The 20471-nt window shown below is 65.7% G+C and carries 17 protein-coding genes and 3 rRNA genes (1 of these 20 only partly in view); 15 read left to right on the plus strand and 5 right to left on the minus strand.

Translation table 11 applies throughout. The features are described from left to right. The 3 genes from ACZK45_RS01515 to rrf (ACZK45_RS01525) form a co-directional block, all read left to right on the plus strand. Positions 1-1001, plus strand: a 23S ribosomal RNA gene (locus ACZK45_RS01515); it begins 1880 nt to the left of the window's first position. A gap of 127 nt (positions 1002-1128) precedes the next feature. After that, positions 1129-1243: ribosomal RNA gene (rrf, locus tag ACZK45_RS01520) — 5S ribosomal RNA — on the plus strand. A 134-nt stretch (positions 1244-1377) separates the two neighbouring features. Next, a 5S ribosomal RNA gene (gene rrf / locus ACZK45_RS01525) occupies positions 1378-1492 on the plus strand. 382 nt (positions 1493-1874) lie between these two features. Here rrf (ACZK45_RS01525) and ACZK45_RS01530 read toward each other — a convergent pair. Continuing rightward, the gene (locus ACZK45_RS01530; RefSeq protein WP_049421206.1) at positions 1875-3590 is read right to left on the minus strand and encodes a M28 family metallopeptidase; all 1716 of its coding nucleotides are present in this window, start codon (positions 3588-3590) and stop codon (positions 1875-1877) included. An 86-nt stretch (positions 3591-3676) separates the two neighbouring features. Next, on the minus strand, positions 3677-4339 hold the full coding sequence (locus ACZK45_RS01535; protein ID WP_032129713.1) for a DUF4097 family beta strand repeat-containing protein: 663 nt from the start codon (positions 4337-4339) through the stop codon (positions 3677-3679). A gap of 95 nt (positions 4340-4434) precedes the next feature. On the opposite strand from ACZK45_RS01535, the gene ACZK45_RS01540 reads away from it, so the two are divergent. Further along, complete coding sequence (locus ACZK45_RS01540) at positions 4435-5733, plus strand: murein hydrolase activator EnvC family protein (RefSeq protein ID WP_010484243.1); 1299 nt, start codon at positions 4435-4437, stop codon at positions 5731-5733. 108 nt (positions 5734-5841) lie between these two features. Then, entirely contained in the window at positions 5842-7302 is a 1461-nt protein-coding gene (locus tag ACZK45_RS01545) for a S41 family peptidase (RefSeq protein WP_478445331.1), read from the plus strand. Positions 7303-7385: 83 nt separating this feature from the next. Here ACZK45_RS01545 and ACZK45_RS01550 read toward each other — a convergent pair whose 3' ends face one another. Continuing rightward, a complete protein-coding gene (locus tag ACZK45_RS01550) occupies positions 7386-8078 on the minus strand; it encodes a rhomboid family intramembrane serine protease (RefSeq protein WP_019662230.1) in 693 nt (230 codons plus the stop codon). A gap of 226 nt (positions 8079-8304) precedes the next feature. On the opposite strand from ACZK45_RS01550, the gene ACZK45_RS01555 reads away from it, so the two are divergent. Beyond that, positions 8305-9654, plus strand: a complete 1350-nt coding sequence (locus ACZK45_RS01555; RefSeq protein ID WP_478445332.1) for an outer membrane protein transport protein — start codon at positions 8305-8307, stop codon at positions 9652-9654. A 142-nt stretch (positions 9655-9796) separates the two neighbouring features. Continuing rightward, entirely contained in the window at positions 9797-10369 is a 573-nt protein-coding gene (gene pnuC, locus ACZK45_RS01560) for a nicotinamide riboside transporter PnuC (RefSeq protein WP_032129718.1), read from the plus strand. A gap of 88 nt (positions 10370-10457) precedes the next feature. On the opposite strand, the gene putA is transcribed toward pnuC, so the two are convergent. Beyond that, positions 10458-13676, minus strand: coding sequence for a bifunctional proline dehydrogenase/L-glutamate gamma-semialdehyde dehydrogenase PutA (gene putA / locus ACZK45_RS01565; RefSeq protein WP_478445333.1), 3219 nt, complete (start codon positions 13674-13676; stop codon positions 10458-10460). Between the two features lie 273 nt (positions 13677-13949). Here putA and ACZK45_RS01570 point away from each other — a divergent pair, with 273 nt between their 5' ends. From ACZK45_RS01570 to ACZK45_RS01595, 6 genes are read left to right on the plus strand one after another with little or no spacing between them, the layout of a single operon-like run. Next, complete coding sequence (locus ACZK45_RS01570; RefSeq protein ID WP_004153894.1) at positions 13950-14426, plus strand: DUF2244 domain-containing protein; 477 nt, start codon at positions 13950-13952, stop codon at positions 14424-14426. Between the two features lie 11 nt (positions 14427-14437). Continuing rightward, positions 14438-15400: a cytochrome c oxidase subunit II gene (coxB, locus tag ACZK45_RS01575; RefSeq protein ID WP_125895785.1), complete on the plus strand. Its 963-nt coding sequence runs from the start codon at positions 14438-14440 to the stop codon at positions 15398-15400. 59 nt (positions 15401-15459) lie between these two features. After that, positions 15460-17067: a cytochrome c oxidase subunit I gene (ctaD, locus tag ACZK45_RS01580; protein WP_100467696.1), complete on the plus strand. Its 1608-nt coding sequence runs from the start codon at positions 15460-15462 to the stop codon at positions 17065-17067. Between the two features lie 8 nt (positions 17068-17075). Then, positions 17076-17309, plus strand: a complete 234-nt coding sequence (locus ACZK45_RS01585; protein ID WP_253144979.1) for a hypothetical protein — start codon at positions 17076-17078, stop codon at positions 17307-17309. Beyond that, positions 17306-17896 carry a cytochrome c oxidase assembly protein gene (locus tag ACZK45_RS01590; protein WP_478445334.1) on the plus strand — a complete coding sequence of 197 codons (591 nt, stop codon included), beginning with the start codon at positions 17306-17308 and terminating at the stop codon, positions 17894-17896. Before ACZK45_RS01585 ends, ACZK45_RS01590 begins: the two co-directional genes overlap by 4 nt. A 14-nt stretch (positions 17897-17910) precedes the next feature. Further along, on the plus strand, positions 17911-18786 hold the full coding sequence (locus ACZK45_RS01595) for a cytochrome c oxidase subunit 3 (RefSeq protein WP_005412024.1): 876 nt from the start codon (positions 17911-17913) through the stop codon (positions 18784-18786). Between the two features lie 20 nt (positions 18787-18806). Here ACZK45_RS01595 and ACZK45_RS01600 read toward each other — a convergent pair whose 3' ends face one another. Beyond that, complete coding sequence (locus ACZK45_RS01600; protein ID WP_005412025.1) at positions 18807-19025, minus strand: twin transmembrane helix small protein; 219 nt, start codon at positions 19023-19025, stop codon at positions 18807-18809. Positions 19026-19082: 57 nt separating this feature from the next. On the opposite strand from ACZK45_RS01600, the gene ACZK45_RS01605 reads away from it, so the two are divergent. Together ACZK45_RS01605 and ACZK45_RS01610 are read left to right on the plus strand one after the other, a co-directional pair. Beyond that, on the plus strand, positions 19083-19799 hold the full coding sequence (locus ACZK45_RS01605) for an SURF1 family protein (RefSeq protein WP_478445335.1): 717 nt from the start codon (positions 19083-19085) through the stop codon (positions 19797-19799). Between the two features lie 96 nt (positions 19800-19895). Next, positions 19896-20465, plus strand: coding sequence for a hypothetical protein (locus ACZK45_RS01610; protein ID WP_180838558.1), 570 nt, complete (start codon positions 19896-19898; stop codon positions 20463-20465). Positions 20466-20471 lie beyond the last annotated feature (6 nt).

Genomic DNA, 20471 nt, shown 5'->3' on the forward strand with positions numbered 1-20471 from the left:
CGGCGGCCGTAACTATAACGGTCCTAAGGTAGCGAAATTCCTTGTCGGGTAAGTTCCGACCTGCACGAATGGCGTAACGACAGCGGCGCTGTCTCCACCCGAGACTCAGTGAAATTGAAATCGCTGTGAAGATGCAGCGTTCCCGTGGCAAGACGGAAAGACCCCGTGAACCTTTACTATAGCTTTACACTGAACGTTGAGTTCGTCTGTGTAGGATAGGTGGGAGGCTATGAAACTGTGGCGCTAGCTGCAGCGGAGCCATCCTTGAAATACCACCCTGTCGTGCTTGACGTTCTAACCTGGGCCCATTATCTGGGTCGGGGACCGTGTATGGTGGGTAGTTTGACTGGGGCGGTCTCCTCCTAAAGAGTAACGGAGGAGCTCGAAGGTACGCTCAGCGCGGTCGGACATCGCGCACTGTGTGCAAAGGCATAAGCGTGCTTGACTGCAAGATCGACGGATCAAGCAGGTAGGAAACTAGGACTTAGTGATCCGGTGGTTCTGTATGGAAGGGCCATCGCTCAACGGATAAAAGGTACTCCGGGGATAACAGGCTGATACCGCCCAAGAGTTCATATCGACGGCGGTGTTTGGCACCTCGATGTCGGCTCATCACATCCTGGGGCTGTAGTCGGTCCCAAGGGTATGGCTGTTCGCCATTTAAAGTGGTACGCGAGCTGGGTTCAGAACGTCGTGAGACAGTTCGGTCCCTATCTGCCATGGGCGTTGGAGATTTGAGAGGGGCTGCTCCTAGTACGAGAGGACCGGAGTGGACGAACCTCTGGTGTTCCGGTTGTCACGCCAGTGGCATTGCCGGGTAGCTATGTTCGGAAGCGATAACCGCTGAAAGCATCTAAGCGGGAAGCGCGCCTCAAGATGAGATCTCCCGGGGCACAAGCCCCCTGAAGGAACCATGTAGACTACGTGGTTGATAGGTCAGGTGTGTAAGTACAGCAATGTATTGAGCTAACTGATACTAATGATCCGAGAGGCTTGACCATATAACCTCAAGTTGCCTTGGCTTTACGACAACGTCGTAAGAGCATCCAAGTGCACGCTACGTCACAAGAACTACGAGAGGCAGGCGCCTTATCCAGCTGTATCGGATGGCGACGCTCCAACCGCCTCCCTGGTGAAATTAGCGCTGTGGAACCACCCGATCCCATCCCGAACTCGGAAGTGAAACGCAGCTGCGCCGATGGTAGTGTGGCTCAAGCCATGCGAGAGTAGGTCATCGCCAGGGTTTATACCCAAAAACCCCGCTGCTTACGCAGCGGGGTTTTTCTTATTAAGTGAAGGCACTGCATTTTCCGGGTACCTTCCGCCCCAAGGGCAAGATCGCGAAGCTGGCGCTGCAAGCGCTGCTGCAACCGTCTCCCTGGTGAAATTAGCGCTGTGGAACCACCCGATCCCATCCCGAACTCGGAAGTGAAACGCAGCTGCGCCGATGGTAGTGTGGCTCAAGCCATGCGAGAGTAGGTCATCGCCAGGGTTTACACCCAAAACCCCGCTGCTTACGCAGCGGGGTTTTTCTTTGTGCGCGCGAAATGCGGGTAGTCATGACCGCTGGTAAGCAACCCGACGGCGTTACATCGCCCGGTAGATCCACGCCATGCGTGGATGCCCTCCGTGAGGAACCACGGCGCCAACCAAGGTTGGCAGCTACCAACAGCTGGCCCACACAGCGATCGTTTGCCGGCCAGCGGCCGGCACTACAAGTAGATCCACGCCATGCGTGGATGCTCTCTGCATGGAACCACGGCGCCAACCAAGGTTGGCATCTACAACTGCAGGGCGCGATCACACACAAAAAAGCGGCGCCCTTGCGGGCGCCGCCTTGGCTTGCTTCAGTACTCAGTCGAGCAAGCTCGACGCTACTTCGCCGCAGCCGGGGCCTTGTCCTTCATCATCGCGTCGCGGGCTGCCTTGAACGGGTTGCCTTCGTACCAGTTCGGCCAACGATCGCCACCGGCCAGTTCCTTGCCGACGCCGTACATCAGCTGCAGGTCTTCGACGGTGCCGTCCAGCTTCCAGGTGGCCGCATCGAACTCGTCCTTCGGGCCGTGGTAGCGGTTGGCGCCGTAGTCGGCTGCAGCCTTGCGGCCCGCGTCCACGCCACCCTCGCGCAGGTCTTCGCCGCCATCGGCGTACAGGGCCGGCACACCGGCCTTGGCGAAGTTGAAGTGATCGGAACGGAAGTAGAAGCCACTCTGTACCGAGGTCTCGCCGTGCAGGGTACGGTCCTGGGCCGCGGCCAGCGGCTTGAGGATGTCTTCCAGCTCCGAGCTGCCGAAGCCGGTGACGGTCACGTCCTTGGCACGGCCAGCCACCGACATCGCATCGATGTTGATCACGCCGGCGATCTTGTCCAGCGGGAAGGTCGGATGGGCAACGTAGTACTTCGAACCCAGCAGGCCGGATTCTTCCAGGGTCACCGCCAGGAACACCACCGAGCGCTCCGGCTTCGGCTCCTGGTGGGCCATGGCTTCAGCCACCTCGAGGATGCCGGCCACGCCGGTCGCGTTGTCGACCGCGCCGTTGTAGATGTTGTCGCCGGTCTCGCCCTCGTGCTTGCCCAGGTGATCCCAGTGCGCCATGTACAGCACGGCCTCGTCGGCACGCTTGCTGCCCGGCAGTACGCCCACCACGTTGCGCGATTGCTTCTGCGCGATCTGGCTCTTCAGATCGACCGCAGCGGTGGCCTTCAGCGGCACCGGCTTGAAGCCGCGCTTGCTGGCGTCCTTGTAGGCCTGCGCCAGGTCCAGGCCGGCACCGGCGAACAGCGCCTTGGCAGCGTCGGCACTCAGCCAGCCCTGCACCGGAATGCGGGCTTCCGGGTCATCCTTGGCCGGCAGGTCGTACTGCGGGCCTGCCCAGGAGTTCTTCACCACATCCCAGCCGTAGGAAGCGCCGGCGGTGTCGTGCACGATCAGCGCGGCAGCGGCGCCCTTTCGCGCAGCCTCCTCGAACTTGTAGGTCCAGCGCCCGTAATAGGTCATGCGCTTGCCGTCGAACAGCTTCGCGTCATCGACATGGAAGCCCGGGTCGTTGACGAACATGACGACCGTTTTGCCCTTCCAGTCCTGGCCGGCGTAGTCGTTCCACTTCTGCTCCGGCGCGTCGACGCCGTAGCCGACGAACACCAGGTCGCTGGCATCGACCTTCACCTCGGCCTGGCCGGTACGGGTACCCACCACCATGTCGGTGCCGAACTTCAGCTCGGTGGTCTTGCCGCCCTGGGTGATCTTCAGCACGGTCGATTCGTCGGCCGTGGTCTCGGTCATCGGCACATCCTGGAACCAGCTGTCGCCGTTGCCGGGCTGCAGGCCGATGCGCTGCATCTGGTCGCGGATGTAGTTGACCGTCAGTTCCTCGCCCTTGCTGCCCGGGGCGCGGCCTTCGAATTCATCCGAAGCCAGCGTCTTGACCATCTCGGCGAAGTCGCCGGCGTTGATCTCCGGCGAGAACGCATGGGCCGCCGGCTTGGCAGCGGCGGTGTCGGTGGCCGGCGCGGGCGCCGGCGTGTCTTCGCCTTTGCAGGCACTGAGCGCGGCCGCAGCGGCCAGGCACAGGAGGAGTTTGCGGGGCATCGTCGATTCCTGGAAAACAAAGGGCGGCCGCACCACGTGTACGACCGGTAACAGCGAGTATCACCGAACCGATGGGCGCGGTGTGCTCAGTCCGCCGGAGCGGTTTCGGTGTCGAACGGGATCGGCTCGGCGCCGGTGACCGGGCCGATGCGGGCCGTGCGGTGCACGTACAGCACCACCTCGCGTTCGAACTGCAACGGGCCGTCCACCACGGCATTCGGACCGATGATCACGCGTGGCTTGCGGCTGGCGGTCAGCGAGACGCTGAAGTTTGGCTTGCGCACGTGCACACCGCCCTTGACCTGCGAACCGATGCCCACGGTGATGTCACCGTTGACGGTTTCCACGTCGTTGCCGACGCGGCTTTCGACCAGCCCGATGCCACCGTTCACGGTTTCAACGCCGCCTTCGATCTGGCTGCCGCGATCGCTGAAGATGCTGCCGTTGACGGTGCTGACGCTGCCGTGTGCGATCACTTCGCGGCCCAGGCGTACGCCGCCGTTGACCGTTTCGATCTTGCCGGTGCGCGCGCGATCGGCGACCTTGACCCCGCCGTTGACTGTGTCGATGCTGCCGGTCTCGACGCCTTCGCCGACGCGGATGCCGCCGTTGACGGTGTCCAGCTTGCCGTAGCGCTGGCCGGGTTCGGCGCTGATGCTGCCGTTGACCTTGCTGATGTTTTCCTGCGCTGCCACTGGCCCGGTGACCAGCAGTACGCCCAACAGCAGCGGAATGGAGAGAGCTTTCATGGGGACCTCGATGGATGTGCGGCTGGCAGGCCGCGTGCGGAGATGTCACCATTCCCCGGTACCCCCTGCAACTGCCTGAAGTCACTGGAAAGCCCTTGCGCAACAACGCCTTCCCATCACGCCGACATCACATCGCCGCTGCTCGCGGCGGGCGCTGCCTGCTGTTGGGGCTGGCTTTGGCACTGGCGTTGCCGCTGCCGGGCGCCGCGCAGACCACGCGCGAGACCGAGCGCAAGCTGCAGAAGCTGCGCAGTGAGCTGAAGGGCGTGGCGCAGGAGCGTCGGCAGATCGAGGGCCAGCGCGGCCAGGCCTCACAGCAGCTGCGTGAGGCAGATGAAAAGGTGGCCCGCACCGGCCGTGCGCTTGCGCAGACCGAAACCGCGCTGCGCGAGCAGGGAAGGGCCCTGGCCGAGGCCGAACAGCGCCGCAGCACGTTGCAGGCCAACCTCGCCCAGCAGCACCGCGAGCTGGCCGGCCTGCTGCGCGCGGCCTACCAGCTGGGCAACCATGCACCGTTGAAACTGCTGTTGTCGCAGGACACGGTGGCCGATGCCAACCGTGCCCTGGCCTACCACCGCTACCTGCAGCGTGAGCGGGCCCAGCGCATCACCACGCTGACCGCCGACCTGAAGGAACTGGAAGCGCTGCAGGCGCAGATTGCCGAGCGCAAGCAGAAGCTGCAGGGGGCGCAGCAGGACCAGAAGCAGCAGGCAGCGGCGCTGGAAGCCGACCGCCGCGATCGTGCAAAGACCGTGGCCTCGCTGGACGAGCGCTTCAAGGACCAGCGCGAGAAGGAACAGGCGCTGGGCCAGGACGCCAAGGCGCTGGAAACACTGCTGGCCAATCTGCGTGCGGCCGCCGCCCGTGCCGAGGCCGAGCGTCGCGCGGCTGCGCGCCGTGCGGCAGCAGAGAAGGCCGCGGCCGAACGTGCCGCACGCCAGGCTGCCGCGCAGGGCCGGCCGCCACCGCCCACCAAGGTTCCGCCGGCGGTGGCTTCCGCACCGGCGCCGAAGGTGGGGGGCCTGGGCTGGCCGTTGTCCGGCAACCTGCTGGCCCGCTACGGCGGCAAGCTGCCTGACGGGCGTACCAGCAGCGGCGTGCTGATCGGCGCACCGGCCGGCAGCACCGTCACCGCCGTGGCCGACGGTACCGTGGTGTTCTCCGACTGGATGACCGGCTACGGCATGATCCTGATCGTCGACCACGGCAATGGCTACATGAGCCTGTACGCCCACAACGACACCCTGCTCAAGGACGCCGGTGCACGGGTCAGCCGTGGCGATGCGGTGGCCAAGGTCGGCAACTCGGGGGGCCAAGGGGTCACCGCGCTGTACTTCGAGCTGCGTCGTGGCGGGCAACCGGTGAATCCGGACAGCTGGCTGCAGCGGCGCTGAATCCCGGCTCGCCACGTGCGGGCTGGATTCAACGGGAATTTAGCTGTGCTTCGCGCATAATCGGTGCATGTGCCTTGGGCACCATGCCACCGTCGACAGGAGTGATCCATGCGCGCAGCCCGTACCGCCACCCTCTTGCTGGCCCTGTTGCCAGCGCTGTCCTGGGCGCAGCAGACCGCGCCCGCCCCGAGCCAGGAAACCGGCGGGCAGGCAGCGAGCAGCGAGGAGGCGGTGACCTCGAAGGTGCCGCTGGAGGACATCCGCCGCTTTGTGGCCGTCTACAACGCAGTGCGGGCCGCCTACGTCGATCCGGTCGATGATAAGAAGCTGATGCAGGCAGCGGTGCGTGGCCTGCTGCTCGACCTCGACCCGCACAGCACCTACTTCAACAAGGAAGACGCGCAGGCCTTCGACGAACAGGCCAGCGGTGCCTACGAAGGCATCGGCGTTGAGCTGCAGCAGCAGCCGGACAACGCCAGCATGAAGGTGATCTCGCCGATCGACGACACGCCGGCGGCCAAGGCCGGCATCCTCGCCGGTGACCTGATCATCGCCATCGACGGCAAGCCGATCAGCGCGATCGATGCCAGCGAACCGCTGCGCGGCCCGGCCGGCAGCAAGGTGGTGCTGACCATCGTGCGCGAAGGCAAGCCCAAGCCGTTCGATGTCAGCCTCACCCGCCAGACCATCCGCGTGACCAGCGTGCGCAGCCGCCTGCTGGAACCGGGCTATGGCTACATCCGCCTGAGCACCTTCCAGGCCGACACCGGTTCGGACTTCCAGAAGCACGTGCAGCAGCTGCAGAAGCAGTCCGGTGGCCAGCTCAAGGGCCTGGTGCTGGACCTGCGCAGCAACCCGGGTGGCCTGCTGACCGCTGCCGTGCAGGTGGCCGACGACCTGCTCGACAAGGGCAACATCGTCAGTACCCGCGGCCGCATCAGCATCAGCGATGCACGTTTCGATGCAACGCCGGGCGACCTGCTGAAGGGCGCACCGGTGGTGGTGCTGGTCGACGCCGGTTCGGCCAGTGCCTCGGAAGTGCTGGCCGGCGCACTGCGCGACAACAAGCGCGCCCGCGTGGTTGGCAGCCGCACCTTCGGCAAGGGCTCGGTGCAGACCGTGCTGCCGCTGGACAACGGTGACTCGGTGAAGCTGACCACCGCGCGTTATTACACGCCCAGCGGCAAGTCGATCCAGGCCACGGGCATCGTGCCGGAGGTCGAACTGAAGCCGGCCGCTACGCCGGCCGAGGATGCACTGCCGGCCAGCCTGAGCGATTACAGCGAAGCGACCCTGCCGGGTCATCTGCGCGGTGACGACGAGGGCACCGAGGGCTATCACGCCGGTGCGGTACTGCCGGGCGATGGCCCGATCAACGACGCGCTGGCCGAGCTGAAGAACCCGGGTTCGGTGGCTGCACGCTTGAAGGCCGAAGCGGCAAAAGCGGATGCGGCCAAGGCTGCGAAGGCCGCTGCCGCGAAGCCGGAGGCGAAGGTAGAACCGGAGCCAGAAGCGAAGCCAGAAGCGAAGCCGGAAGCGAAGCCCGCACCCGTCCCGGCCAAGCCCTGATTCTGTAGAGTCGAGCCGTGCTCGACTGATCCACGAACGAGCGGGTGCGCGTGGAGCCGGCCAGCGGCCGGCACTACCAGGGGTCAGAAGCCGTGGCGCTTGCGCAGGCGGCGGGCGATGGCCGCCCGCACGTAGACCCCGTACACCACGCCGAACACGAAGCCGCCGATGTGCGCCCACCAGGCCACCATGCCGAAGCTTGGGCCGATATGGGCGAACACCACCTGCAGGGCGGCCCAGACGCCGATCAGCAGGTAGGCCGGGGCGCGCACGAATTCCAGGAACAGGCCGAGCGGAATGACCACGCCCAGCCGGGCGCCCGGGAACAGGGCCAGATAGGCGCCGATCAGTGCGGACACCGCGCCGCTGGCGCCGATGATGATCTGGTCCGGGCTGCCCATGGTGTAGATCGCCACCAGATTGGACACCGCGCCGCCGACCAGGAACAGCAGCAGCAGCCGCCACGGGCCCAGCACCCGCTCAGCAGGCAGGCCGAAGATCAGCAGGAACACCAGGTTGCCCAGCAGATGTGACCAGTCCGCGTGCAGGAACAGGGCCGTGAACAGCCGCAGCACGCTGCCGTCCTGCAGGGTCGCCCACCAGTCCAGCGGGTGGGTCAGGCCGGTGGACAGGGCGCCCCAGTCCAGCCAGAGGCTGCCGCGGGCGTCGTCCGGACGCGAGATCGACCACAGGAACGCCAGCCACAGTGCCGCAAACAGCACGGGCGTGGCCCAGCGCAGGGCCGCCTTCTTGCGCGACGGGAGGGAGACGAACATGGGCAATAGCCTAGCGTGCGGGCGCTTACGGCGGGGATTGTCCTGTTCAGCTTCTGGGACGAAAAAAGCGCCTGCGCTGTTATTGTTTCATTAACAGCTCTGGGTAATACTCGCATACGGCGTCGTATGTCGGGAGGGGAATCCGGCGCGCTCCGAAGGGCCCCAAGGCCTGCCGGGCGCAGGCGCACTCAGAGCACCATCACCGCTTACCGGAGAGAGAACTACGATGCAAACCGCTTCCACCATTGCCCGACTGACCCTGCTGGCCGTCGGCGTTGCCGGTGCGCTGGCCGCCGCCGATGCCAACGCTGCCGCCTTCCAGCTGAAGGAAAACAGCGCCAAGGGCCTCGGCCGCGCGTTCGCCGGTTCCGGCAGCGCCGAAGGCGACGCCTCCATCATCGCCGTCAACCCGGCCGGCATGCGCCAGCTGGAAGGCACCCTGGTCCAGGGCGACCTGAGCGCCATCAGCTTCAAGGCCGAGTTCAAGGGCCAGGGCCGCAATGCGGCAGGCCGCCCGCAGACCGGTGGTGACGGCGGCGACGCCGGCATGATCGCTCCGGTCCCGGCTGCGTACTTCCACATGCCGATCGGCGAGAAGGCCCACTTCGGTGTGTCGCTGACCGCACCGTTCGGCTTCAAGACCGAATACGACAACGGTTGGGTGGGTCGTTACAGCGGCCTGAAGACCGATCTGAAGGCCATCGACCTTGGCTTCGCTGCGTCGTATGACGTCAACCCGTACGTGTCCTTCGGCGCGTCGGTGTTCGTCGAGCACCTGACCATCGAGCTGAGCAACGCCGTCGACTACGGCAGCATCCTGGCCGGCGCAGGCGTTCCGAACTTTGCCCCGGGTAGCGCGGATGGCACCCTGAAGATCGAGGGTGACAACAATGCCGTGGGCTGGACCGTCGGTGGCCTGTTCTCGATCGACGAGAACACCCACATCGGCCTGAGCTACCGTTCGAAGGTCGAGCACAAGATCACCGGTGGTGATGCGACCTTCAGCGGCGCCGACCGCGCACGTTCGCTGCTGACCAACTCGCCGCGTACCCGCGGTTGGTTCATGGACACCAGCGGCAAGGCCACGGTGACCATGCCGGCCTCGGCCACCCTGAGCGTGACCCACAAGGTCAACGACCGCTGGACCGTGATGGGCGACGTGACCCGTACCGCCTGGTCGACCGCCTTTGACAGCGTCACCGTCGACTACGCGTCGCCGCAGGCGGACTCGGTCCTGGAGTTCGGCTACCGTGACACCACCTTCGTGTCGCTGGGCGCCGACTACAAGCTGAGCGACACCGTCACCCTGCGCGGTGGTGTTGCACTGGACCAGACCCCGACCACCGACGCACACCGCGACGTGCGCGTGCCGGATACCAGCCGCAAGTGGCTGTCGCTGGGCGTGGGCTGGACCCCGTCGGCAAACACCGAGTACAACTTTGGCTACACCCACCTGTTCACCAGCGATCCGAACGTGAACGTGCGTGCCACCACTGCCAACCAGGGCAACTCGCTGTCGGGCAAGTACAAGGTCCGTGGCGACGTGCTGGCGGCTTCGTTCCAGTACAAGTTCTGATTCGGGCCTCGGCCTGACGCAGCACACGGAAGGCCCCGCGCAAGCGGGGCTTTCTTTTTCTGTGGCCACGGGCCATCCACGCGTGGCGTGGATCTACTGAAGAGCGCAGCCATCCACGGCGTGGATCCACGACAATAGCGCCATGAACCTGTCCGATCCGAACTTCCAGCTGGAGCTGGCTGCCAACATCGCCGTCGCCGGCTCGATCCTGCTGGCCGGCCGCAACAACGTGCACACCTGGTGGCTGGGCATCGTCGGCTGTGCGCTGTTTGCCGCGGTGTTCGAGCGCTCACATCTGTACGCGGACATGGTGCTGCAGTTCTTCTTCATTGCCATCAGCGTGCTGGGCTGGTGGCAGTGGCTGCGTGGCGATCACGGTGCGCCGCTGCCGATCACCTCATTGCGACCGCGTGCATGGGCCTGGCTGGCGCCGCTGGCGGTGGTGGCCACGTTCGGCTACGGCTGGATGCTGACCCGCCTGACCAACGCCTATGCGCCCTACATCGATTCGGCGGTGCTGGTGCTGAGCGTGATCGCGCAGATCCTGATGATGCGGCGCAAGCTGGAATCGTGGTGGGTGTGGCTGCTGGTGAATACCGTTGCGGTGCCGCTGTACTACAGCCGTGGCCTGCACCTGACCTCGATCCTGTACGTGGGTTTCTGGATCAACGCGCTGGTGGCGTTGCGTCATTGGCGCGGCCTGATGCGGGTGTAGCGCCGAGCCCACGCTCGGCGCCACAGGAAAAAAGGCACAAAAAACCCCGCTTTCGCGGGGTTTTTCGTTCACTGCAACTATCGGGCGATCAGTCGCCCAGGGTCAGCAGCGAGGCGTTGCCACCGGCGGCGGTGGTATTCACCGTCACCGTCTTTTCGGTGGCGAAGCGCAGCAGGTAGTGCGGGCCGCCGGCCTTCGGACCGGTGCCGGACAGGCCCTGGCCGCCGAACGGCTGCACGCCGACCACCGCACCGATCTGGTTGCGGTTGACGTAGACGTTGCCGACATGGACGCCATTGCTGATGCGGTCGACGGTCTCGTCAATGCGCGAATGCACGCCCAGGGTCAGGCCGTAGCCGGTGGCGTTGATCTGGTCGATCACCGCGTCGAGCTGGTCGCCCTTCCAGCGGATCACGTGCAGGACCGGACCGAACACTTCCTTCTGCAGCTGGCCCAGGTCCTTCAGTTCGTACGCACGTGGTGCGAAGAAGGTGCCATTGGCCGCTTCGGCAGACAGCTCGGCGGCAGCAATCAGGCGCGCTTCGCGGTCCATGCGTTCGGCGTGGTCCTGCAGGATCTTCAGCGCGTCGGCGTCGATCACCGGGCCGACGTCGGTGGACAGCAGGCCCGGGTTGCCGACCTTCAGTTCCTTCATCGCACCGGCCAGCATGGTCATCACCTTGTCGGCGATGTCGTCCTGCACGAACAGCACGCGCGCGGCCGAGCAGCGCTGGCCGGCCGAGGTGAAGGCCGAACCGATCGCATCCTTGACCAGCTGTTCCGGCAGTGCCGAGGAGTCGGCGATGAAGGCGTTCTGGCCGCCGGTTTCGGCGATCAGCACGCCGATGGCGGCGTCACGTGCGGCCATCGCGCGGTTGATCGCACGGGCGGTGTCGGTGGAGCCGGTGAAGGCCACGCCGGCCACGCGCGGGTCGGCAGTGAGCGCGGCACCCACGGTGGCACCGTCGCCCGGCAGGAACTGCACCACCTCGGCCGGCACGCCGGCGTCGTGCAGCAGCTTCACCGCGTAGTAGCCGATCAGGTTGGTCTGCTCGGCCGGCTTGGCGATGACGCTGTTGCCGGCGGCCAGGGCGGCAGCGACCTGGCCCAGGAAGATCGCCAGCGGGAAGTTCCACGGGCTGATGCAGACGAACACGCCGCGGCCGTGCAGCTGCAGCTCGTTGGATTCACCGGTCGGGCTGGGCAGCTTCTCGGCGTGGCTGAACTGCTCGCGCGCCTGCTTGGCGTAGTAGCGCAGGAAATCCACGGCTTCGCGCACTTCGGCGATGCTGTCGGGCAGGCTCTTGCCGGCTTCCTTCACGCACAGCGCCATGAACTCCGGCATGCGCGCTTCCAGCTGGTCGGCGGCGTGCTCGAGGATGGCGGCGCGGCTGGCGGCCGGGGTGCGGTTCCAGGCCGGCTGCGCGGCCACGGCGTTGGCCAGGGCTTTCTGCACGGTGGCGGCATCGGCGGCCAGCCACTGGCCGACCACTTCGCGGGTGTCGGCCGGATTGGTCACCGGCAGCGCGGCGCCGGCCGGGTTCGCACCCGGCACCAGCGGGGCGGCCTGCCACGGCTTCACTGCAGCGTTGATCTGCTCGGCGAGGGCGCGCAGTTCGTTGTCGTTGGCGAGGTTGGCGCCCATGGAGTTCTTCCTGTCGTGGTTCTGGCTGCGCAGCAGGTCAACCGGCAGCGGGATCTTGGGATGCGGAATCGATTCGAACGAAGCAACCATCTCGACCGGATCGCGGATCAGGTCGGCGATCGGCACGCGCTCGTCGGTGATGCGGTTGACGAAGCTGGAGTTGGCGCCGTTTTCCAGCAGGCGACGCACCAGGTACGGCAGCAGGTCTTCATGCGAACCGACCGGTGCATACACGCGGCAGGGCAGGTTCAAGCGGTCGGCCGGCACCACTTCCGCGTACAGGTCATCGCCCATGCCGTGCAGCTTCTGGTGCTCGTACACGCCGCCATTGGCGATGCTGCGCACGGCCGCGATGGTGTGTGCGTTGTGCGTGGCGAACATCGGGTAGATCGCGTCGGCATGGGTGAACAGACGCTTGGCGCAGGCCAGGTAGGAGACATCGGTGTTCTGCTTGCGGGTGAACACCGGGTAGCCCGGGTAGCCTTCGATCTGCGCGCGCTTGATCTCGGCGTCCCAGTACGCACCCTTGACCAGGCGCACCTGCAGGCGGCGACCGGCGCGGCGCGCCATGTCGGCCAGGTGGTCGATCGTGTACGGCGTGCGCTTCTGGTAGGCCTGCACGACCACACCAAAGCCATCCCAGCCGCCCAGCGAGGCGTCGGAGAAGACCTGCTCGATGATGTCCAGCGACAGTTCCAGGCGGTCGGACTCTTCGGCGTCGACGGTGCAGCCGATGCCGTAGCTCTTGGCCAGTTGTGCCAGTTCCAGCACGCCCGGCACCAGGTCCTTCAGCACGCGCTCGCGCTTGGCGTGCTCGTAGCGCGGGTACAGCGCCGACAGCTTGATCGAGATGCCCGGCGCGTTGTTGACGTCGCCGTCCGGACGGCCGCCGCGTGCCTTGTGGTCGCCGCCGATGGCGTGGATCGCACGACGGTAGTCTTCCAGGTAGCGCAGCGCGTCCTTCATGGTCAGCGCGCCTTCGCCCAGCATGTCGAACGAGTAGCGGTAATTCGCGTTGTCGCCCTTGTGCGAGCGCGACAGCGCTTCGCTGATGGTGCGGCCCATGACGAACTGGTGGCCCATGATCTTCATCGCCTGGCGCACGGCCAGGCGCACCACCGGCTCACCGACGCGGCCGACCAGGCGCTTGAACGCGCTGGGCGCATCGGCACGGGTGGCGTCGTTCATCTGCACCAGCTTGCCGGTCAGCATCAGGCCCCAGGTGGAGGCGTTGACCAGCACCGAGTCGCTGCCGCCCAGGTGCTTTTCCCAGTCGGCATCGGCCAGCTTGTCGCGGATCAGCTTGTCGGCGGTGTCCTGGTCCGGAATGCGCAGCAGCGCCTCGGCCACGCACATCAGCAGCACGCCTTCCTCGCTGCCCAGGTCGTACTGGCGCATGAAGGCTTCGATCGCACCCTGGTCCTTGGCACGCACGCGCACGCGGCCGACCAGGTCGGCGGCCAGCGCCTGCACCTTGGCCTGCTCTTCGGCGGGCAGGCGGGCCTGCGCCAGCAGCTCGCGAACGTGGCTGGCCTCGTCCTTCAACCAACCATCGGTGATGGCCTGGCGGAACGGGTTGGGGGGCGCCGGCAGTTCCGGCGACAGCAGCGCGCCGGGACGCGGAGCGTCGTGGGCGGCAGGGGAGGAGGAAGGTGCGTTCATGCCGGTCCGGCCAGTGGAAAACTTGGCGATTTTAATCATTTTTGCGGGTTGCGGAAGTGCCCATCAGCCACCTTCGTGAAGCGCTGATAGCCCCTAGCTGCGGTGGATTCAGCGTGTTCAGCAAGCTCGGCAGAATTTGTGCTGAATTCGTCATTCGTGCCGCCGACCTCATGCTGTGTTGCAGCATGGTAAAAGTGTGAATGCACCCTTGCTACCGGCGAGAGGGCGGGGCTACCATCGAGACGTTTCCCGCGGCAGGAACGCGGTTGCGACATGATCGAGGTGCTTCCAGCTCCGGATGGGTCAGGTACGCAGCTGCGGCTGCGTCCCCCACGGGCGCTCGATGCCCGGCAGTTCGTCCTGTTGTTCACCGTGTTGTCGGGTGCGATGTGGCTGGTGTCCGCCCTCGGGTGGTTGGCCGGCAATGCATTCGCCCCCCTGTTCGCGCTGCTGTACAGCCTGGTGCTGGCGGCGGCACTGCGTGCCTTGTGGCGCAGTGGTGAACGGCAGGAGGAGATCCGGGTAGTGCCGGCGTACGTGGAGGTCATCCCCGTACCCGGTGGATCGCCGGTGTTCCGGGCCCACCCCCACTGGGTGCGCCTGCTCACCGACGACGAGAGGGTCCGGCTGGCATCCAGCGGCCGGCAGGTGGAGGTGGGGAGTTTCCTCGCGCCGGCCGAACGTCAGACGCTCGCAGAGACACTTGAAAGCTTGCTCGCCGCCAGCGATGGCGGCAACCGACGACGCTAAGGGTCTAGGCAATGAAGCAAAGCAGCAGGTGGGGCACGAAGTGCGTTGCAGCGGTCGCCGCCATGGTGGCCGGGGGACTGATGCCGGCGTTGGCTTGGGCCCAGGCGGCCGATCCCAAGCCGTGGCAGCTGAACATGGGCAAGGGGGTGACCCAGACCTCGCGCCTGGCCTGGGAATCGAACAATCTATCGTTGATCATCTGCACGGTGATCGGCGTCATCGTGTTCGGGGCGATGGCCTACGCCATCTTCAAGTTCCGCAAATCCAAGGGTGCGGTCGCCGCCACCTTCAGCCACAACACCAAGGCCGAGATCATCTGGACGGTGATCCCGGTGATCATCCTGATCGTGATGGCATGGCCGGCCACGGCCAACCTGATCAAGATGTACGACACCCGCGATGCCGAGATGACGGTGAAGGTCACCGGCTACCAGTGGATGTGGAAGTACGAATATCTCGGCGAGAACGTCACCTTCACCAGCCGCCTGGACCGCGAGTCCGACCGCGTGCGGCAAAGTGGCATCGTGCCGACCCGCGAGACTCACCCGCATTACCTGCTGGATGTCGACAACCGCCTGGTGCTGCCGGTCGATACCAAGGTGCGCTTCGTCATCACCTCCGACGACGTGATCCACGCCTGGTGGGTGCCGGCGCTGGGCTGGAAGCAGGACGCCATCCCCGGTTTCATCAATGAGGCCTGGACCAGCATCGAGCAGCCCGGCGTCTACCGCGGCCAGTGCGCCGAGCTGTGCGGCAAGGACCATGGCTTCATGCCGATCGTGGTCGAGGCGGTGTCCAAGGAAGAGTTCAAGCAGTGGCTGGCGCAGCGCAAGCCGGCGCCGCCCGCCGAGCCGGCAACGCCGGCGGCACCTGCCGAACCGGCTGCACCGACTGCACCGGCGAGCGAGGCACCGGCTGCGCCTGCTGCTGCAGAAGCGGGCAGCGCGCCTGCCACCGCGGCCAACGGAGCGTGATGTAAAGCCCGCGGCCGTTCGCGGCCGTGGTGACAACCGATTCTGAGAGGTGTTTTGCAATGGCGCACTCGGCAGTTGGGCACGACGATCACCATCACCAGCAGAGTTTCTTCGAGCGTTGGTTCTTCTCGACCAACCACAAGGACATCGGCACGCTGTACCTGGGTTTCAGCTTCATCATGTTCATCATCGGTGCGGCGATGAGCGTGGTGATCCGCGCCGAGCTGGCACAGCCGGGCCTGCAGTTCGTCAAGCCCGAGTTCTTCAACCAGATGACCACCGTGCATGCGCTGGTGATGATCTTCGGTGGCGTGATGCCGGCCTTCGTCGGACTGGCCAACTGGATGATTCCGCTGCAGATCGGCGCGCCGGACATGGCGCTGCCGCGCATGAACAACTGGTCGTTCTGGCTGTTGCCGGTGGCTTTCAGCCTGCTGCTGCTGACCCTGTTCCTCCCTGGCGGTGCACCGGCCGGCGGCTGGACGTTGTACCCGCCGCTGTCGCTGCAGGGCGGCTACAACGTCGCCTTCAGCGTGTTCGCCATCCATGTGGCCGGCATCAGTTCGATCATGGGCGCGATCAACATCATCGCCACCGTGCTGAACATGCGTGCGCCGGGCATCGACCTGCTGAAGATGCCGATCTTCTGCTGGGCCTGGCTGATCACCGCGTTCCTGCTGATCGCGGTGATGCCGGTGTTGGCCGGTGCGGTGACCATGCTGCTGACCGACAAGTTCTTCGGTACCAGCTTCTTCAACGCCGCCGGTGGCGGTGACCCGGTGATGTACCAGCACATCTTCTGGTTCTTCGGGCACCCCGAGGTCTACATCATGATCCTGCCCGCCTTCGGCGTGGTCAGCGAGATCATCCCGACCTTCAGCCGCAAGCCGCTGTTCGGCTACCAGGCGATGGTGTACGCCACCGCCGCGATCGCCTTCCTGTCGTTCATCGTCTGGGCCCACCACATGTTCACCGTGGGCATGCCGCTGGGCGGCGAGATCTACTTCATGTTCGCCACCATGCTGATCTCGATCCCGACCGGCGTGAAGGTGTTCAACTGGGTCAGCACCATGTGGCGTGGCTCGCTGACGTTCGAGGCACCGATGCTGTGGTCGGTGGCCTTCGTCATCCTGTTCACCATCGGTGGCTTCTCCGGCCTGATGCTGGCGATCGTCGCCGCCGACTTCCAGTACCACGATACCTACTTCGTGGTCGCGCACTTCCACTACGTGCTGGTGACCGGCGCGGTGTTCGCGCTGATCGCCGCGGTGTACTACTGGTGGCCGAAGTGGACCGGGCGGATGTATAGCGAGAAGTGGGCCAAGGTGCACTTCTGGTGGTCGATCGTGTTCGTCAACCTGTTGTTCTTCCCGCAGCACTTCCTCGGCCTGGCCGGCATGCCGCGGCGTATTCCCGACTACAGCGTGGCCTTCGCCGACTGGAACCTGATCAGCTCGATCGGTGCGTTCGGCATGTTCGCCACGCCGTTCATGATGGCCGCGATCCTGCTGTCCTCGCTGCGCAACGGCGAGAAGGCCGAGGCCAGATCGTGGGAAGGTGCGCGCGGCCTGGAATGGACGCTGCCGTCGCCGGCACCGGCGCATACGTTCACCACGCCGCCGACCATCCGCCCGGGGGATCTGGCGCATGACGACATCACGCATTGAGGTGGGGCATGCATAACGAAAGCCCGCTCCCGATCGGTAGAGTCGAGCCATGCTCGGCTGATGCCTTGGGTAGAGTCGAGCCATGCTCGACTGACGAAAAGCAGCCGACCAGCGGTCGGCTCTACCAGGGTGGAAGCATCGAGCAGCAACGCCAGCGCGCCAGGCGCACGGCGATGTGGGTCGGCGCCATCGCCGTGCTGGTCTACGTCGGCTTCATCCTCAGTGGGGTGATCGGCCGATGAGCGACGCACCGGCCAGCACACCGTCACGCAGTGCGGGGCTGCCGCGCCTGATCGGCGTGGCGGTGGCGGTGTTCCTGCTCACGTTCTCGCTGGTACCGCTGTACCGCATCGCCTGCGAAAAGGTGTTCGGCGTGCGCCTGGAACGCGGTCCCGGCGGCGAGGCCAGTACCGGCGCCGTGACCGGCAAGCGCACCGTGCGCGTGGAATTCGATGGCGGGGTCAACTCACGGCTGCCATGGTCGTTCCATCCCGAGCAGCTGACCATGGACGTGGTGCCCGGCGAACTCAACGAAGCGCTGTACTTCGCCCGCAATGACAGCCAGCAGGCAGTGGTCGGCAGTGCGGTGCCTTCGGTGGCGCCGGCGCGTGCGTCGGGCTTCTTCAGCAAGACCGAGTGCTTCTGCTTCACCGCGCAGACGCTGCAGGCCGGCGAGAAGCGCGACATGCCGGTGCGCTTCATCGTCGATCCGGACCTGCCACCGGAGATCAAGACGATCACCTTGTCCTACACCTTCTACCGCAACGACGCGCTGTCCGATCGGCTGGCTCCGGCCGCCACCTCGGAAGGCGCGCACGCCGCACCCTGACCTCGGATACCGACATGGCCCAGACACCGACCGACGCCAACGTGTACTTCGTCCCGGCCCAGAGCAAATGGCCGTTCGTGGGTTCCATCGCGATGATGGTGACCATGGTCGGTGTGGCCAGCTGGCTCAACGATGCCAGCTGGGGACGCTGGACGTTCTACATCGGCATCGCGATGCTGGTGCTGACCCTGTTCTGGTGGTTCAGCGACGTGGTGCGCGAATCGCAGGCCGGCAACTACAACCATCAGGTCGATGGCTCGTTCCGGATGGGGATGATCTGGTTCATCTTCTCCGAAGTGATGTTCTTCGGTGCGTTCTTCGGCGCGCTGTTCTACACCCGCAACCTGGGCCTGTCGTGGCTCAGCGGCGAAGGCCGCGGGGTGATGACCAACGAGCTGCTCTGGCAGGGCTATTCCGCCGGATGGCCGACCAATGGCCCGGCGGCGATCGGTGGCGCGTTCCAGACCATTCCGGCCTGGGGCCTGCCGCTGATCAACACGCTGATCCTGCTGACCTCCGGCGTGACCCTGACCATTGCCCATCACGCGCTGAAGGCGGGCAACCGTCGCCAGCTGCTGATCTGGCTGGGCCTGACCGTGGTGCTCGGCCTCGGCTTCCTGACCCTGCAGGCGGAGGAGTACATCCACGCCTACAAGGAACTGAACCTGACGCTCGGTTCGGGCATCTACGGTTCAACGTTCTTCATGCTGACCGGCTTCCACGGCGCGCACGTGCTGCTGGGCACGATCATGCTGATCGTGATGTGGCTGCGTTCGGCCAAGGGGCACTTCACCCGCGACAACCATTTCGGTTTCGAAGCCGCCGCGTGGTACTGGCACTTCGTCGACGTGGTGTGGCTGATGCTCTTCATGTTCGTCTACGTGCTTTGACCGCGCACGTATCGGTGGCCTCAGCCGCCGATGCCGTGCGGTTTGATCCAGCCCATGTAGATGCTCACGATCACCAGCAGGATCAACGCCACCGACACCGCGATGCGGCGGGTCAGTGCGTTGACCGTGCGCTTGGTCTGGCCGCGGTCGACCAGCAGGTAATACAGGCCGGCGCCCAGATTCCAGACGATGACGATCAGAAACGCGATTACCAGCAGGGTCTTCAGCGAATCACTCATGCGCGGCTCGAGGGCAGGGTGGATGCGCCTATCTGACCGCGTTTGCGCGGACTTGTCATGATGCGTCAGCACACGCGCCTGATCGGCTGGCTGTTGGCGGTGCTGGCGATGGCCGGTTTCAGCGCATTGGGGCTGTGGCAGCTGCAGCGCATGCATGCCAAACAGGCAATGTTGGATGCACAAGGTCCAGCCGTGGCACAGGCGCTGCCACTGGCGCAGGCTCTGGCGGCGCCCGGCGCGTTGCACGGCGTGGCCGACCACGGCCGCTTCCTGCCCGGCGTGGTGCTGCTGGACAACCAGACCCGGCATGGTCGCGCCGGGGTGAAGATCTATCGTCCGTTCCGCAGTGACAGAGGCAGCGTGCTGCTGGTCGATCTCGGCTGGCGTGCGCTGCCGCCGGATCGCACGCTGCCGGATGTGCCGGCGCCGCCTTCGCCGGTGGCGGTGCGTGGGTTATTGGCGCCGCCGCCGTCGGCGGGACTGGCAATGGGTCCGGCGTTCTCCGCTACCGATGAGGCCGGGCGTTGGCTGGCCAGCCGCTTGCCCGCCGAGGGTCTCGCGCAGGCGCTTGGCCTGCCGGCATTACCCGACCGCGTGCTGCGGCTGGATCCGGCGCTGCCGTTCGGCGACGAACGCGATCTGGACCTGCTGCCGAACACGCTGCCGCCACCGCGCCACCTGGGCTACGCCGTGCAGTGGTTCGGGCTGGCGCTGACCGTGCTGGTGGTGGCGCTGGTACTGGAATGGCGCAGGAGGCGCCCCATCGCCCGGTAGTGCCGGCCGCTGGCCGGCAATCCCTCGGTTTCCTGGGTGCCGGCCAGCGACCGGCACTACCGGCATCCCTTACCCAACCATGAGAAAATGCCCCGCATGAACACTGCTACGTCCCCGCAGGCGCGCGGCTCCGGCCGCCGGACCCTGGTGCTGCTGTTTGCCGTGTTCTTCGGGGCGATGGCATTGGCCGCCGTGCTGCGCTTCTCCGGCTGGCAACCGACCGGGCACCGCAATGCCGGCCAGCTGCTGAAGCCGCCGGTGGACCTGCGCCAGCAGGCGCCGACCCTGGCCAGCGGCCAGCCCTACGCCTGGAACCCCGAGGCCCGTACCTGGCGCCTGCTGGTGGCGCCGGCCGATGCCTGCGACGCGCAGTGCGTCACTTTGTCGCAGGGACTGGGCAAGGTGTGGCAGCTGTTCGGCCATAACGCCGATAATGTCGAAATCCTGTGGCTGGGAACGCCACCGGCGTCGATCGCCTCGCTGCCCGCGCTGCGGCCGCTGGCTCCGTCGCCAGCACTGCGCGCGGCCCTGCCCGGCGTCGACGATCCGGCTGGCCTGCCGGTCTACGTGATCGATCCGAACGGCTTCGTGATCATGCGTCATGCCCCGGGCACCGACCTGGGTGGCCTGCGCAAGGACATGGCCACGTTGCTGAAACTGAAGTGAGTCCCG

It is taken from the genome of Stenotrophomonas sp. 63632_Sma, assembly GCF_056482875.1.